Origin of the sequence: Thermosynechococcus sp. M98_K2018_005, assembly GCF_015295825.1 — a bacterium.
GTDB lineage: Bacteria > Cyanobacteriota > Cyanobacteriia > Thermosynechococcales > Thermosynechococcaceae > Thermosynechococcus.
Map to the genome: position 1 here is coordinate 1 of NZ_DVEH01000074.1, position 16304 is coordinate 16304.

The window sequence follows — 16304 nt, forward strand, 5'->3', positions numbered from 1 at the left end:
TATCCCCTCGCTGAAGCGGAGGGGTTTTAGCCTGCCCACATCACTCCTATAAAATATAGAGATGCGATGGGTTGGCAACAGCGGTTGCAGAACTTTGGCCGCGCCCTAATCCGCCTAGAAACTGCTTGTGCTCAGGAGGAGTATTCGGAACTAGAGCGAGCCGGTCTGGTGCAAATGTTTGAGTTCACCTTTGAACTAGCGTGGAAAACACTGAAAGAGCTTCTTTTCTAGGAGGGGCTAAATGTGACCCCCCAGAGAAGCTATTCGCAAGGCCTGTGGGACGGGCTATCTCACCGAGGAAGACACGGAGACACTGCTAGATGCCTTGGCAAAGGGCAAAAGAGGCGGAACGATTGATTAAACACAGGTTTACCCCTGTTTTTCGGACACTGTACAACTGCTTGCAGGAGAAATATCAACAATGACGGATGGGGTGGCATGGTTTGCCCGCAACAAGTTGATGACTGTTTAGGGGACTGGCCGCGATAGGCTAAAAGATAGGCGAACAATCTGCCACTATTGTCTGGATACTTGGGATGGGTCGCACCTACCGCACAATTGGCATTAACCTCAAGGCCATGCCCCTGGGGGAAAGCGATCGCCTGCTCAGTGTCTTTAGTCGCGATCGCGGACTGTTAAAGTTAGTCGCCCCCCATAGCCGTGGCTCCCGCTCAAAACTGGGCGGACGGGTGGATTTGTTTGTCGTCAATGACCTCTTTATTAGTCCTGGGCGCAATCTAGATCGCATCCTGCAAGCAGAAACAGTAGCCACATACCAAGGCCTCAACAGCCACTTGACCACTCTTACCGCTGCCCAATATCTCGGTGAGGTGGTGCTCTACCAAGTCCATCCGCAGCAACCCCAGCCGGATCTCTTTGATTGGCTCTGTGCCACCTTAAACCAGCTTCAGGGGGTTTCGAGTCGCGCTGCCCTAGCCCTATTGGTGCGCGGCCTCTGTGGCATCCTGCGATTGGGGGGTATTGCCCCGGAATGGTACCAGTGCCATGAAAGTGGCTGCCAAATTGCCGTCCCTGCAGCGGATACCGACTGGCGATTGGGTTTTAGTTTTGCCAGTGGTGGTGTTTTTACCCTCAAGGCAGAGCACACAGTGGGGAACGATTCTCTTGCGGGTATTTGTGGCGATCGCCAACTGACAGCCAGTGAAGTCCGTCTGGGGCAATGGCTTGCACTGCCCACCACTCAATCCTTACCACGGGATGAATTCCTCCCCCGAGCTGAGGCCTATCCCCTTAGTGTTTGGCTCTCCCTTGAGCGGGTGTTGCGCCAGTACCTGCAATTTCATTTGGAGCAAACGTTGCGGGTGCCCCCCCTCCTTGATAGTTGTTTTTCACCTGTTGCGGTGTCCCAGCCATGACCATTGAGCAGCAAGACATTCGCTTGGATCTCTCCCTACCACCGGTCCCTCCCCTCTGGCAAAACCGCAATTTTATTGCTCTTTGGTTGGCGCAGGTCTGCTCGCAGTTGGCTGACAAAATTTACCTTGTATTTGTGATTGCCCTCACTACAGAGTTTTTCCAAGCGGCACACCAGAGTATTAGTGGCTGGGTGTCGGCAATCATGGTGGCCTTTACGATTCCAGCCATTCTCCTCGGATCGGTGGCAGGGGTGCTTGTGGATCGGTGGTCAAAAAAACAGGTGCTCATTGTCACCAATCTCTACCGTGCCCTCCTTGTCTTAGGAATTCCGATCACGATTCTCCTTGGCGCCGGGCAAGGGTTGGGGTTTATGGCGCTGTTGCTGATTACGTTTACGATTTCCTGTTTAACGCAATTTTTTGCCCCCGCAGAACAGGCGGCCATTCCTCTGCTGGTGGATAAGTCCCATCTGATGTCCGCCAACTCCCTCTATACGCTGACGATGATGGCTGCTCTCGTGGTGGGGTTCGCTGCGGGTGAGCCGCTTTTGAATCTCGCGAGCCACTGGCACTCCCAGTGGGGTGGGGCTGTCTTTGTCAGTGCCTGTTATGGGGGGGCAGCACTCCTACTAATGCTGCTGCGGCCACCAGATCAGTGTCATCTGCCGCCCAGCCGCTATCGCCAAGTGTGGCAAGAACTGCGTCAAGGACTTCAGCTCCTGCAGGAATATACAGCCCTGCGTTTTGCCCTGCTGCAGCTCATCCTACTTTTTGCAATTGTGGCAGCCATGTCCGTTTTAGTGGTGCGCCTTGCGGAAGTCTTACCCAGCCTTGATACGGATCAATTTGGGTTTCTTTTGGCGGCGGCGGCCAGCGGACTCGGGCTAGGGGCACTGCTTTTGAATACGGTGGGCAAGCGCTTTACCTACGGCTGGTCGGGTTTAGTTGGCTGTTGGGGCATGGGGGGCATGTTTGTTGGTCTCTCCCTAAGTCTCAATTCTTTGGCTTGGAGCATGGGCTACATCATTGGTTTGGGCTTCTTTGCCGCTTTTGTCGCGATTCCCATGCAAACCTTAATTCAACTCATGACACCCGCCGAACAGCGGGGGACGATTTTTGGGCTGCAAAATAACCTCGTGAATATTGCCCTCAGTGTACCCTTGGCGGTGGCGGGTTTAGCGGAGACGTGGTGGGGGCTGCAACCGGTACTCATCGGCTTGGGGGCGGCGATCGCCCTTGGGGGGACGCTGATGACCCTCAGCCATCGCAACGGCATGGTGAGCGGCGGCTTGCTCTAAAAGTTCCATAAAAAATCTTAAATCCTTTCATCTTGACGTTTTTTGCGCTACGCTGTAGAGTCAATTGACGCTTTTGCTAGCGTAACTTACCATGTTACCTGCCTTCTCCTCGTCCTCTACAACCTCCTCTAGCCCTGTGATCGCCCTCAAGAAAATGGTGTCGCGGTTACAGCGGGAAAACAGTAAAATTCAGGAGCTACTGGCGTCCCTGAGCTTTGCGCTGCGGAGTTTCAACAACCTGAATCAATTTTTTGAGCTGATCCCGTTGATTACTTGTCGGGTGACGGAGGCGGAAGCAGCGGCCCTAGTCTTATTTCGTGCCGATGGTCAGGCTCGTCTTGAACAACTCCATTGTCACGCCAGCGATCAGTGCCCCAATATCCGCGCCGCCCTAGAAACGGCCACCCGCACCCTTGCCAATAGCGTTGGTATGGCTGCAATTGATGCGGGGAGCGATCGCGAGATCAGCCGTCCTCGGCTTGAGCAACTGTTGGATCAGCAACTGCGAGAACGTCTCCCCCAAGGCATTCAGTTCTACGGCACGGCGATTCTCGTCAAGGATTCGGGACTCACGGAGCGGGGGCGGCTATACGTTTTTAGTCAGCAACCAGAGTATGAGTGGAATGAAACGCGGCAGCAACTGTTGCAGGTGATTGCGGATCAAACGGCCGTGGCCATTGCCAATGATGAACTGGCCTTAAAGTTGCGCGATCGCCAGCGCTTGGATCGGGAACTGGAAATTGGTGCTGAAATTCAACGGCGACTTTTGCCCCACCGCTGTCCCAAAATCCACGGCCTAGAGCTAGCCGCCGAGTGTCGCACCGCCAGTTGGGTTGGGGGGGACTACTATGACTTTATTCCCATTACCTATGGCCTCGGCGATCAACAAGACATTGAACAGGGCCGTTGGGGCATTGCCATTGGGGATGTCATGGGTAAAGGGGTTCCCGCAGGACTGATCATGACCATGACCCGAGGCATGCTGCGGGCAGAAGCGCTCAATGGTCACCGTCCTAGCCGCATTTTGCAGCACCTTAACCGGGCGATGCAGCCAGATTTAGAAAGCTCCCACCGCTTTGTCACCCTCTTTTACTCTGAGTACAACCCGCAAACGCGGCTCCTAGCTTACAGTAATGCGGCCCACCTTCCCCCTCTGCTATGGCGGGCTGAAACCGGGATTATCCATCGGCTGGACACCTACGGTATGCTCATTGGTCTGGATACCCGCAGCCAATATCAAGAGGCCGAAGTACGCCTCCAACCGGGGGACACCGTGATTTACTACACTGATGGCATTACAGAAGCGGATAATCCTAAGGGCAAACGCTTTGAGGAAGAACGCCTAGCAGCGGTTGTCAAGGAAGGCTGCGCCAAAGGTTTAGGGGCACAGGCACTATTGGATTATATTTTTGATGCCGTTGATGCCTTTACCAATGCCAATGGCCGGCGCAGCGATGATATGACGTTGGTGATTCTGCGCGTCATTGACTAATAGGGGATAGAGCCGCCTCCTTTGACTACCCTTGCTCCCCACCAGCCATCCCAAAGATCATGACAATGGGATTAATAGAAGCAGCTAAGATAGCGACAGGGGTGTGTGAGGTGGGGATGCGCTACTTTGTTGAAGTCAGCTTCCGCTGCGATGATGAGGAAATTTGGGATACCCTCACCCGTCATTTGGGCTTTATCGAAGCAAAAACGCTGAACCAAGCAATGACTCTTCACCATTTTTTTGAAATCCATCCCCTTGTTGCTGGTGTGGAAACCTTTGTCCAATCAAGCGAAAGCCAGCCCTACCTCCTGATGACCACTTATCCAGAGCGCATCAGCAAGGCCAATGTTCAACGCAGCCGCTTTCAAGAGGCCATTTCCATCCTTGGGGAAAATAGCCCGGGACTGGCGGAGTGGCTCTTTATGGAGACCACGGGGGATGAGTATTAGGTGCTCTACTCCACAATAGATAAAACTATATATAATATAAGGCCCCCTTGGAGCACACCACAGGAAGCTGTGACGTTGCCATGTCCGACGATCGCTCGCTGCCCCATTCTGAGACTGAGTCCCCTGCCCTGCGCTTAGGACGCAACCCCGGCCTACAGGTGCGCCACGATGAGGTGGAGCGATCGCTTTTGACACCGATGCTGCAGCACTATGCTGAAATTAAGGATGCCTACCCCCAAGCCCTCCTCCTCTATCGGGTGGGGGATTTCTACGAAACCTTTTTTCAGGACGCCTGTATCGTTGCCCGCGAACTGGAACTCGTGCTCACTGGCAAAGAGGGGGGCAAAGAAGTGGGACGAGTGGCCATGGCCGGCATTCCCCACCACGCCCTTGAGCGCTACTGCCGCACACTCATTGAAAAGGGCTATGCCATTGCCATCTGTGATCAAGTGGAAGACCCCGCCCAAGCCCAAGGATTGGTGAAGCGGGAAGTGACTCAAGTCTTTACCCCCGGAACAGTCCTAGATACAGAGCTGCTCCAACCACGCCGCAATAATTTCCTAGCCGCCGTCTTGCTTTCAGGGCACCATTGGGGGTTGGCCTATGCCGATGTTTCGACGGGGGAGTTTTGTACCACCCAAGGGAGCGATCGCGCCGATTTAGTGGCCGAACTCAACCGCTTGCAACCGGCAGAAATCCTCCTCCCCAGTGAAGCGCCGGACCTTAATCGCGTTCTGCGCCCCGGCGAAGCCAAGGATCGGTTGCCCGCCGAATTACCGCCGCAATGGTGCTACACTTTGCGATCGCCCCAAGATTTTCAGGCAGCGGAAGCTCGCCAACGCCTGTGTCAACGTTTTCAGGTCAAATCCCTCGAAGGCTTTGGCTGTGAACATCTGCCCCTTGCTATGCGGGCGGCCGGTGGCCTCTTAGCCTATTTGGATGAAACCCATCGCCAACAAGCAGTGCCCCTGCAAAACCTCAGTACCTACTCCCTCGCCCAGTATCTCTTCCTTGACCCGCAAACCCGCCGCAATCTGGAACTGACGCAAACCGTCCGCGATGGCAGCTTCCAAGGCTCGCTGCTGTGGGCGATTGATCGCACAACGACGGCAATGGGGGGGCGTCTATTGCGCCGCTGGCTCCTGCAACCCCTCCTTGATATTGAGCAAATTACGGCGCGCCAAGAGGCCATTGCTGAATTGATGGCCAATAGTAGCCTGCGTCAAAGTCTGCACCGCCACCTTCAGGAAATTTATGACCTCGAACGCCTAGCGGGTCGGGCGGGTTCTGGGACAGCCAATGCCCGTGATTTAGCAGCACTGCGGGACTCCTTTCGCACATTAGTTTCCCTTGCTGCGGTTGTGACGGCAACCCAATCGCCCTATCTCCAAGCCCTTGCCCACCTGCCCCCGGTGATTGAGCAGTTGGCGGATACCCTCAGTGCGGCCCTCGTGGATCAGCCCCCCATTAGTCTCACCGAAGGGGGTCTCCTGCGATCGGGTGCCTACCCCGAACTGGATCAGCAACGCCAGCAAATTGAGCAAGATCAGCAGTGGATTCTTAACTTAGAAGCTCAAGAACGGGAACGCACGGGCATTACCACGCTCAAAGTGGGCTATACCAAAGTCTTTGGCTACTATTTGAGTGTCTCCCGCACCAAGCTGAACCAAGTCCCCGATGACTACATCCGCAAACAAACCCTCACAAATGAGGAACGCTTTATTACGGCTGAACTCAAGGAACGGGAAGCGCGGCTATTGGCAGCTCAAAGCCATCTTTTTGAACTGGAGTACCAGTATTTTGTGCAGTTGCGGGAGCAGGTGGCCGCTCAGGCCTCAACGATTCGTGAGATTGCGGCAGCGGTGGCAGCGGTAGATGCCCTTTTGGGGCTAGCAGAGGTGGCGTTGTATCAGGGGTATTGCCGACCGCAAATGACTCGCGATCGCCAGCTTCGGATTCGCGGCGGGCGCCATCCGGTGGTCGAGCAGATGCTACCAGCAGGGTTGTTCGTTCCCAACGATACGGAACTCGGTACGGCTGCGGATCTGATGGTGCTGACAGGCCCCAATGCCAGTGGCAAAAGTTGCTATCTGCGGCAGGTGGGTTTGATTCAACTGCTGGCACAAATGGGTAGTTATGTGCCCGCCACCAGTGCCACCTTGGGAGTGTGCGATCGCATTTTTACCCGGGTGGGTGCCGTTGACGATCTCGCCACGGGTCAATCTACCTTTATGGTGGAGATGAATGAAACGGCCAATATTCTCAACCATGCGGGCGATCGCTCCCTTGTCCTCCTTGATGAAATTGGGCGCGGCACGGCCACCTTTGATGGGCTGGCGATCGCGTGGTCAGTCGCAGAATATCTTGCGACCACACTCAAATCCCGCACCATTTTTGCCACCCACTACCACGAACTCAATCAACTGGCAACGCTACTGCCCAATGTGGCCAACTACCAAGTGGTGGTCAAAGAACTCCCCAACGAGATTATTTTTCTCCACCAAGTCAAGCCCGGTGGTGCCGATCGCTCCTACGGCATCGAGGCAGGTCGCCTTGCTGGCCTCCCTCCTGTAGTGATTCAGCGTGCCCGTGAAGTCATGCGCCAAATTGAAAAGCACAGCAAAATTGCCGTGGGGCTACGCAAGAGCCAAATGAATGGCACCGCGAAAATGAGAACAGAAACTTCCGAAATTGATCAAGGAGAACTGCCCTTTTAACTTGTTTCGCCCCAATTCTTTAGCAGTAGACAGAATTCGGTTGCATCGCCAGCGGCCAGCAAAAAGCTATCATAGATAAGGAATGTAACGTTTTGTTAACAAGGGGGATTTGTGGTTGTCCTATTGAAGCTACCCCCATCCGTGCGCCAAACGCTCCTTAGGCTCGTACTGGCTGGTCTGCTGTTTTGGTCCAGCATTGCCGCAATGTTACCCACGTTACCCCTCTACATTGCTGAGAAGGGGGGCACACCCCATCAGGTGGGGTTTGTCATGGGTGCCTTTGCCGTGGGGCTAATTGGTTCCCGCTCTTGGTTAGGGTCTTTGGCCGATCGCCAAGGACGCAAAATTACACTGCTCATTGGCCTCGCTGTGGCCGCGATCGCTCCCCTGTTTTATATCGTCAGCCACAACCTACCCCTTCTTGTTGCGGTGCGCCTTCTCCATGGCCTTAGCATCGCTGGCTTTACCACTGGCTACATGGCATTGGTGACGGATATTGCCCCACCCCAACATCGCGGTGAAATCATTGGCTACACCAGCCTTGTTCATCCCATTGGGGTTGCCCTCGGACCCAGTCTCGGCAGTTGGCTGCAAATGAACTACAGTCATGGCTCAGTCTTCATGACTGCCAGTAGCTTAGCTGCCCTTGGGTTCATGGCTGCCGCAGGGGTGCAGGCGGTGAATATCCCACAGGACCCTGGAGTGCCTCGCCCAGAAAAAGCCCTCTTTTGGCGGCTCTTGCTGTCAGAGCGGCTGCGGATTCCCAGCTTGGTGATGCTGAGCGTAGGGCTGACCTTTGGCACGATCGCCACTTTTATGCCCCTGTTTATTGCCACTGAAGGATTCGACATTTCCGCAGGGCTGTTTTACTCTGTGGCAGCGATCGCCAGCTTTATGGGACGCGTGGCCACGGGTTCTGCCTCCGATCGCTGGGGACGGGGCATTTTCATCTCCGCCAGCCTTGCCTGCTACTTTATCTCGATGGTGCTCCTCGCCCAAGCCCAAACCTCCTTGGATATCCTCTGGGCTGCCATCCTTGAAGGTCTTGCCGGCGGTGTCGTGATTCCCATGGTCGCTGCCTTGATGGCCGATCGCTCCACCACCGATGAGCGCGGACGGGTTCTTAGCCTCAGTTTAGGGGGCTTTGATCTGGGGATGGCCTTGGCAGGGCCACTGCTGGGCGGGCTGATTGATCCTTTGGGTTATCGCCTCATCTTTCGCATGGCGGCGGTCTTTAGCCTCTTGGGGCTGACCTTCTTCTTGACAGCCAGTAGCAAAAGCCTGCCCGATTCTCTGCGTTTTGCCCTCGGCATGGGCCGCGATCGCTATGCCCTGTAGCCTATTATTCTTTGGTGTCGTTAGGGATTCGTTACAATTTGTTGAGATCACCCACTAGGGAAGAGCGTGTGTCCACACCAGTTTCGGCCAGTTTGACGCCCACCGGCAAATCCTACCGTTGGAATCGCGAGCGTTACTCAAAAACGCGGCGCTTCTTTGATATTTGGTTTTTTGTCTGGCGATTTCTCTTTGGCCGTTGGCTCCTCACCCAATCTTGGAGCTACTGGGGCGGTATGACTGATGCTAAGCGTGCGGCGCGACGCCGTGCCCAAGCCATTTGGATCCGCGAAACCTTCCTTGACCTTGGCCCCACCTTCATCAAACTAGGGCAACTCTTTTCCACTCGTGCCGATCTCTTTCCCAGCGAATATGTCGAAGAACTCAGTAAACTTCAAGACCGCGTCCCCGCCTTTAGTTACGAGCTAGTCGAAAAAATCATCTACGAAGACTTTGGCCGCCACATCCCTGAACTGTTTCGCAGTTTTGACCCCATCCCCATGGCCGCCGCCAGTCTGGGCCAAGTCCACAAAGCGCAACTCCTCTCGGGCGAAGAAGTGGTGGTCAAGGTTCAACGCCCCGGCCTACGGCAGTTGTTTGATATTGATCTAGCGATTCTCAAAGGGATTGCTCAATACTTCCAAAACCACCCCAAATGGGGGCAAGGGCGCGACTGGATAGGCATCTACGATGAGTGTTGCCGCATTCTCTACGAAGAAATTGACTACCTCAATGAGGGACGCAATGCCGACACCTTCCGCCGCAACTTTCGCGATCGCGAGTGGGCCTGTGTTCCCCGCGTTTATTGGCGCTACACCTCACGGCGCGTGCTCACCCTTGAGTACCTACCGGGGATTAAAATTAGCCACTACGAAGCCCTCGAAGCGGCGGGTCTAGACCGCAAACGCCTTGCCGAACTCGGTGCCAAGGCTTACCTGTATCAAGTTCTCAATGACGGCTTTTTCCACGCTGACCCCCATCCGGGCAACATTGCCGTCAGCCCCAACGGCCAACTGATTTTCTACGACTTTGGCATGATGGGGCGCATTCAACCTGTGACTCGCGATAAATTGCTGAAAACATTTTTAAGCATTGCCCAACGGGATGCCGAACAGGTGGTACAGTGCCTTGTAGAGCTAGGAGCTTTGGTTCCCACAGGCGATCTAGGGCCGGTACGTCGCTCGATTCAGTATCTCCTCGACAATTTCATGAACCAGTCCTTTGAAGCCCAATCGGTGGCTCAAATTAGCGATGACCTCTACGAAATTGCCTATGACCAACCCTTCCGTTTTCCCGCCACATTCACCTTTGTGATGCGGGCATTTTCCACCCTCGAGGGGGTAGGCAAGGGACTCGACAAAGACTTTAACTTCATGCAAGTTGCCCAACCATTTGCGACCGAACTTATGACCAACGGAAACTTCCCCGATCCCAGTAATGGCAGTCTTTTCTCTGAACTGAGTCGTCAAGCGGCTCAAGTGGGCAGCAGTGCCATTGGCTTGCCCCGTCGCCTTGAAGAGGTGCTTGATAAACTTGAAAATGGTGATCTGCGCTTGCGCGTCCGTTCCAGTGAGAGCGATCGCATTCTGCGGCGCCTGAGTAACATTAACTTAGGGCTCAATTATGTCGTCCTCATTGGTAGTTTTTCCTTAGTGGCGACAATTTTACTCGTGAACCAGTATCTCCTCTTGGCGGGTGTGGCAGCCGCATTAGCGGTATGGTTTGGTATCCTCTATTGGCGACTAATGCTTAAACTCGATAAGTATGAAAAGATGTTTTAACAAGCAGCCCAAAATAGGGGGGTCATGGACGTTGTCGGCTTAACTGACTGCGGTCTGATTCGCAAAAGCAATCAGGATGCTTTTTATATTGACGAAAAGCATCAGCGTTTTTTTATTGTGGCCGATGGCATGGGCGGGCACGCTGGGGGCGAGGAAGCCAGTCGTTTAGCAGTCGAACATATTCAGGCATTCTTGGAAACCCACCTTGAAGACCTTCAGCATGACCCCGTCACCCTACTCCGCCAAGCTTTTCTCGCCGCCAACCACGCCATTGTTGAGCAGCAACGCCAAAATACTGCCCGTGCTGATATGGGGACAACGGCTGTAGTGGTTCTGGTTGATGAAAAGGGCGATCGCGCTTGGTGTGCCCATGTGGGCGACTCCCGCATTTACCGCTGGCGCAAAGATCAACTCCAGCAAATTACCAGCGACCACACGTGGATTGCCCAAGCTGTACAACTGGGTAGCTTGACCCTTGAGCAGGCACGGCAGCATCCGTGGCGCCATGTCCTCTCCCAGTGCCTAGGCCGCGAAGACCTCACCCAAATTGATATTCAACCCATTGATTTAGAGCCCGGCGATCGACTGCTCCTGTGCAGCGACGGCTTGACCGAAGAACTCACCGACGAAGTGATCAGTATCTACCTTAGTGAACCCAATGTCGAAAAAGCAGCGACTGCCCTTGTCAATGCAGCTAAAACCCACGGCGGGCGCGATAATGTCACCGTCGTTATCATTGGTGTTTAACCCATCAAGCAAAACCTATGGCAACCGAATTTATCCGTCTTACCCTACCCCGAGATACCCTCTCCCCGCCTTTTCATGAGGCCATCGAACAAGCGCTGCAAGCCCATGGTCAGCCCCTCCGTTGGGCGATTACCGCCACCACTACCACTGATCTAACAGTTGAAGCCGTTGTTCTCAAAACCCCACCCCACCCTTGATACAATCCCTCTAGGTTCTTTGATTCACGCCCCTATGACCCGTGCAGGTATTGGCATTCAAACCGCTCAGATTCGCCCCGGACGAGTGAGCGGTCAACTCCACGTCTATGACGGTGCCGGTAAAGGCAAATCCCAAGCCGCCCTCGGGGTTGTTCTGCGCTCCATTGGTCTGGGTATCGCCTCTGCGTGGCCCACTCGGGTACTCCTGTTGCGCTTTCTCAAAGGACCCGGCCGTGCCTATGCCGAAGATGCCGCCATTGAAGCTCTGCAACGCGGGTTTCCTCACCTGATTGACCAAGTGCGCACTGGCCGCGCTGAATACTTTACTGCCGAGCAAATTACCAAGTTCGATCGCCAAGAGGCACAGCGGGGCTGGGACATTGCCAAGGGGGCGATCGCCTCTGGTCTCTATTCCGTCATTGTTTTAGATGAACTCAACCCCGTCTTAGATTTAGGCCTTTTGCCCATTGATGAAGTTGTCAACACCCTCCGCCGCAAGCCCGAACACCTAGAGATTATCGCCACTGGCCGGGGTGCCCCTGCCCAACTCCTACAAATTGCTGACCTCCACTCCGAGATGCGTCCCCTTGTGCATCCTACAGCTCAAGAACAGGGCATTGAAGGGATTGAAATCTATACAGGGGATGGCAAAGGCAAGTCCACCAGTGCCCTCGGTAAAGCCCTTCAGGCGATTGGCAAAGGAATTAGCCGCGATCAATCCCACCGTGTCCTGATTCTCCAGTGGCTCAAGGGGGGGCAGGGCTATACCGAAGATGCGGCGATCGCTGCCCTCAAGGAAAGCTATCCCCATTTAGTCGATCACCACCGCTGTGGTCGGGATGCCATTGTCTGGCGCGGTCAGCAGCAGGAAATTGACTACATTGAAGCCGAACGCGGCTGGGAAATTGCCCGAGCCGCCATTGCCTCTGGCCTTTACAAAACGATTATTCTCGATGAACTCAACCCCACCGTTGACCTCGAGCTTCTCCCCGTCGAACCGATTGTGCAAACGCTCTTGCGCAAGCCCTGCACCACGGAAATCATTATTACTGGTCGCTGCAAATACCCCCCTGCTTACTTTGAACTGGCCAGCGTCCACTCGGAGATGATCTGCCACAAACACTATGCCGAGAAGGGCGTTGATCTCAAGCGCGGCGTTGATTTCTAAGAACAGATGCAAGTCAGCATCGTTTCCCCCACTGTAAACTGCTGCAAATAGGCGATGACAGTTCAAATGGGGGGCGATTTAAGCGGTAATAGACCCACCGCCCCTGTTGGCGCGAGAGCACAAGATTCCCTTATCGCAGTGCCCACAGATGAAACGAGAGCTTTGAGGATGTCAGGTGCAGGCGATCGCACAGAGCACAGACACACAGCTCCTCCCGATGCAGAATCTCAATCACCTTCAACCGCAACGACTCCCCAAGGGCATGGCAGGCCAATTGAATCTCAGCAGGGTATTCCTATCACTGCACCGAACAGGGAACACCAAGGGGCTGGTGAAATTGCTCCCGCTCACCTGTTTGAGCCGTATTCAGGGGCTGAGGCGCTTGACTGCGATAAATGGCTTGGCGCAATTGAGCCACTCCTGCTTGGTACAGGCGATCAGCTGCTGTCGTCCACAAACGGGGATTGGTACTCACCTCTTGCGGCAGCGTCACCATTACATTCGGCGTAATCCCTGTGCGGTTAATATCCGTGCCATTGGGCGTGTAGTAATGGGCAACCGTCACCGACAGGCCTGACCCATCACTCAATTGATGAATGGATTGTACCAAAGCCTTACCGTAGGTTGGCGTGCCTACCACAATCGCACGACCGTTATCCTGCAATGCCCCTGTGAGAATTTCACTACTGCTAGCAGAGCGGTGATCCACCAAAACCACGAGGGGCAAATTTGTCAATGCCGATTGATTCGCTCTTGCCTGCTCACTGTGGCCACTGCGATCAACCGTACGCACAATCAAACCTTGATTCAACCACATGCGGGCAATATCAATACCTGCCTGCAACAGCCCCCCTGGATTCCCCCGCAAATCCAAAACAAATCCCTCCACCTTCGCCGCCTCTAGCTTGCGAATCGCCGCTCGCAACTGATCTGCTGCATGGGCAGTAAATTCACTCAGATAGATATAGCCAATCCGTGCGCCGCCTTCCTCCTTCACCAGGAATCGCACCGCAGGAAGCTCAATCAATGCCCGTGTCAGAGTCAAGCGAAACGTACCGCGATTCGGGCGAAACAACAGAAGTTCAATGGGAGTCCCTACCCGCCCCCGAATCCGCCGCGATGCCTCCTCAATCGACATCCGTCGAGTAGAATGACCATCAATGGCCAGCAGGCGATCGCCCGCCCGAATTCCCGCCTTAGTTGCGGGTGAATTTTCCAGTGGCTCCAAGATCGCCAACTGTTGTGTCTTTTTATCCACCGTTAAGCGAATACCAATCCCCGAAACTTCCCCCGACGTTTGCGTGCGCAAGGCCGTAAACTCCTGCGGCGTCATGAAGCGCGTATAGGGATCATTCAACTGCTGCAACATTCCCCGAATAGCCGCATAGGCCTGCTCCCGCGATGTGTAGCGCCGCGCCAAAAGTTGCCGCCGTACCGCCAGCCAATCCACCTGATTAAACGACTCATCCACATATTCCTGCTGTACAATTTGCCACACCTCATCTACCAATGTCTTTGGGCTGTCCTGCATTCGTCCGTAGCTTGGTAACGCCGCCACCAGCACCGCTGCAACCACCGAGGAACCCACCAGCCCCCAGTGCCGAAGACCCATCAAACGCATGAATTGAGGCATGACCCTAAAAACCTTTTGAGGAGAGCGATATTTGATGCAATATAGACCGAACTACCCAGCAATGTCACTCCCCTATCCAAAACCGATCATCCCTTAAACATTTCTTAAAAATCAAGACCCCACCTAGAAAACCTAGATGGGGTGATTTAAATATTTTGCCTAGCACCGAGCTATTTTTGCAGGAGGCGACCCTCCAACTATCTTCACCGCTGCGACGTTTCACCTCTGAGTTCGGGATGGATCAGCGTGGTTCCGCCGCGCCATGGGCACTAGGCAAAGCCTTTATTTTAAATTGAAAGCCTAGACTAAAAAGTTGCTAGGTAAATTCAGCGTCAATAACCTTTCAACTAAATAGCGATTGTCAGTACAGTTAATTGACTCAGACACCTGTTGATTGATGAGGTCAAGCCCTCGGTCTATTAGTACTCCTAGACTTCATCCATTACTGGACTTCCATCGAGAGCCTATTAACGGGTGTTCTACCCGTGACCTTACTGGCTTATGCCATGGGAGCACTCATCTTGAGGTGGGCTTCCCACTTAGATGCTTTCAGCGGTTATCCACTCCGCACATGGCTACCCTGCGTTTACCGTTGGCACGATAACAGGTACACCAGAGGTGCGTTCCTCCCGGTCCTCTCGTACTAAGGAGGACTCCTCTCAATGCTCCTACGCCTGCACCGGATATGGACCGAACTGTCTCACGCATGTTGTTCCCGTATCACTACGAGCATGGACTATATCTTCATCCTGACTCTCGCCACTAACGAATCAGGAGCCGACATTTGATGTCTCTGACAGCCTCAGAGCATCTCAGCTTACGCTTGATGGCTAACTCAAGCCTAGGCTTCAGTCTCTACGGGATCAAGAGTTGTCGTGATCTCAAGAACTGTTCCACTTGATCAGAGCGAATCGAACGCTTCTTGGAAGCATTCAGTTCACTAAACTGATCCACCTGTTGAGCAAGCTTCAGGAATTGTTCTGGCGTTAATCGCCTTGATTGAACAACTTCCTGTAGAACAGTAATTGCTAAATCACACTGTGGTCTCTTGAGTTTAAGGTAACTGCGGAGAGTTAGCAGCACTTCTAAGACAGATGGCGCATCAACAATTGCGTATTCGCTTAAACCATCCTTTCGGTTTCTCACAAACCCTACTCGGAAAATGGACTTTAACCACTCCAAGAAGGAACGGTGAGAAGAACACTGAAAAAAAGTGACACTAGCACGGATTTGATAACCAAGGATGTAATCCTTGCGTCGTACTAGTTGCAAGTTGATACAACCATCACCATCCAAAAAACCAGCAATGTAACTTAGCGTCAAATTATCTGTCACGAGACTCTTGCTTACCCTCGGTATTGTCTTAACCAGCCGTTCGTCACTGATTAAGATTCTACCGATTTTAGTCGGTTTGCTGCTCCACATTACTGTGAAGTGACGCAATGATTTACGTTCTGAACCCAGCTCACGTACCGCTTTAATGGGCGAACAGCCCAACCCTTGGGACGTACTACCGCCCCAGGTTGCGATGAGCCGACATCGAGGTGCCAAACCTCCCCGTCGATGTGAACTCTTGGGGGAGATCAGCCTGTTATCCCTAGAGTAACTTTTATCCGTTGAGCGACGGCCCTTCCACGCGGAACCGTCGGATCACTAAGGCCGACTTTCGTCTCTGCTCGACTTGTAGGTCTTGCAGTCAAGCTCCCTTATGCCTTTGCACTCTACGGCTGATTTCCGACCAGCCTGAGGGAACCTTTGCGCGCCTCCGTTACCATTTAGGAGGCGACCGCCCCAGTCAAACTGCCCACCTGAAACTGTTCCTTCGCTGGCTAACAGCAGAAGGTTAGAATTCTAGCCTTGCCAGAGTGGTATCTCACTGGCGACTCCATATCCCCCAGAAGGGATACTTCAACGTCTCCCACCTATCCTGCGCAAGCAAAGCCCGAACCCAATTCCAGGCTACAGTAAAGCTTCATAGGGTCTTTCTGTCCGGGTGCAGGTAGTCCGCATCTTCACAGACACTTCTATTTCGCCGAGCCTCTCTCCGAGACAGCGCCCAGATCGTTACGCCTTTCGTGCGGGTCGGAACTTACCCGACAAGGAATTTCGCT

General features: G+C 53.8%; 12 protein-coding genes, 2 rRNA genes and 1 pseudogene. 11 read left to right on the forward strand and 4 right to left on the reverse strand.

The window, feature by feature from the left end:
- The first annotated feature begins 66 nt into the window (after window positions 1–66).
- The 11 genes from IGQ15_RS09755 to IGQ15_RS09805 all read left to right on the forward strand — a co-directional run bounded on the left by IGQ15_RS09755 (window position 67) and on the right by IGQ15_RS09805 (window position 12560).
- Entirely contained in the window at window positions 67–231 is a 165-nt protein-coding gene (locus tag IGQ15_RS09755; RefSeq protein ID WP_297051262.1) for a nucleotidyltransferase substrate binding protein, read from the forward strand.
- Window positions 232–536: 305 nt separating this feature from the next.
- Window positions 537–1376, forward strand: coding sequence for a DNA repair protein RecO (recO, locus tag IGQ15_RS09760; protein ID WP_297051264.1), 840 nt, complete (start codon window positions 537–539; stop codon window positions 1374–1376).
- On the forward strand, window positions 1373–2674 hold the full coding sequence (locus IGQ15_RS09765) for an MFS transporter (protein WP_297051266.1): 1302 nt from the start codon (window positions 1373–1375) through the stop codon (window positions 2672–2674). Before recO ends, IGQ15_RS09765 begins: the two co-directional genes overlap by 4 nt.
- A gap of 91 nt (window positions 2675–2765) precedes the next feature.
- Window positions 2766–4166 (forward strand): PP2C family protein-serine/threonine phosphatase, encoded by a 1401-nt coding sequence (locus tag IGQ15_RS09770; RefSeq protein WP_297051268.1) that lies wholly within the window; start codon window positions 2766–2768, stop codon window positions 4164–4166.
- 116 nt (window positions 4167–4282) lie between these two features.
- On the forward strand, window positions 4283–4615 hold the full coding sequence (locus tag IGQ15_RS09775) for a hypothetical protein (protein WP_297051269.1): 333 nt from the start codon (window positions 4283–4285) through the stop codon (window positions 4613–4615).
- Between the two features lie 197 nt (window positions 4616–4812).
- Window positions 4813–7332: a DNA mismatch repair protein MutS gene (mutS, locus tag IGQ15_RS09780; protein WP_363315840.1), complete on the forward strand. Its 2520-nt coding sequence runs from the start codon at window positions 4813–4815 to the stop codon at window positions 7330–7332.
- Between the two features lie 111 nt (window positions 7333–7443).
- A complete protein-coding gene (locus IGQ15_RS09785) occupies window positions 7444–8670 on the forward strand; it encodes an MFS transporter (RefSeq protein WP_297051273.1) in 1227 nt (408 codons plus the stop codon).
- A 68-nt stretch (window positions 8671–8738) separates the two neighbouring features.
- Window positions 8739–10448, forward strand: a complete 1710-nt coding sequence (locus tag IGQ15_RS09790; protein WP_297051274.1) for an AarF/ABC1/UbiB kinase family protein — start codon at window positions 8739–8741, stop codon at window positions 10446–10448.
- 24 nt (window positions 10449–10472) lie between these two features.
- A complete protein-coding gene (locus tag IGQ15_RS09795; protein WP_297051276.1) occupies window positions 10473–11195 on the forward strand; it encodes a Stp1/IreP family PP2C-type Ser/Thr phosphatase in 723 nt (240 codons plus the stop codon).
- Window positions 11196–11212: 17 nt separating this feature from the next.
- Window positions 11213–11392, forward strand: a complete 180-nt coding sequence (locus IGQ15_RS09800) for a hypothetical protein (protein ID WP_297051279.1) — start codon at window positions 11213–11215, stop codon at window positions 11390–11392.
- Window positions 11393–11426: 34 nt separating this feature from the next.
- A complete protein-coding gene (locus IGQ15_RS09805; RefSeq protein ID WP_297051281.1) occupies window positions 11427–12560 on the forward strand; it encodes a cob(I)yrinic acid a,c-diamide adenosyltransferase in 1134 nt (377 codons plus the stop codon).
- A 13-nt stretch (window positions 12561–12573) separates the two neighbouring features.
- Here IGQ15_RS09805 and IGQ15_RS12085 read toward each other — a convergent pair.
- The 4 genes and pseudogenes from IGQ15_RS12085 to IGQ15_RS09825 all read right to left on the reverse strand — a co-directional run.
- Window positions 12574–12840, reverse strand: a pseudogene (locus tag IGQ15_RS12085) (metalloregulator ArsR/SmtB family transcription factor).
- Between the two features lie 18 nt (window positions 12841–12858).
- Window positions 12859–14172, reverse strand: a complete 1314-nt coding sequence (locus IGQ15_RS09815; RefSeq protein WP_297051282.1) for a S41 family peptidase — start codon at window positions 14170–14172, stop codon at window positions 12859–12861.
- A 178-nt stretch (window positions 14173–14350) separates the two neighbouring features.
- A 5S ribosomal RNA gene (gene rrf / locus IGQ15_RS09820) occupies window positions 14351–14467 on the reverse strand.
- A gap of 125 nt (window positions 14468–14592) precedes the next feature.
- Window positions 14593–16304, reverse strand: a 23S ribosomal RNA gene (locus IGQ15_RS09825); the annotation flags it as partial.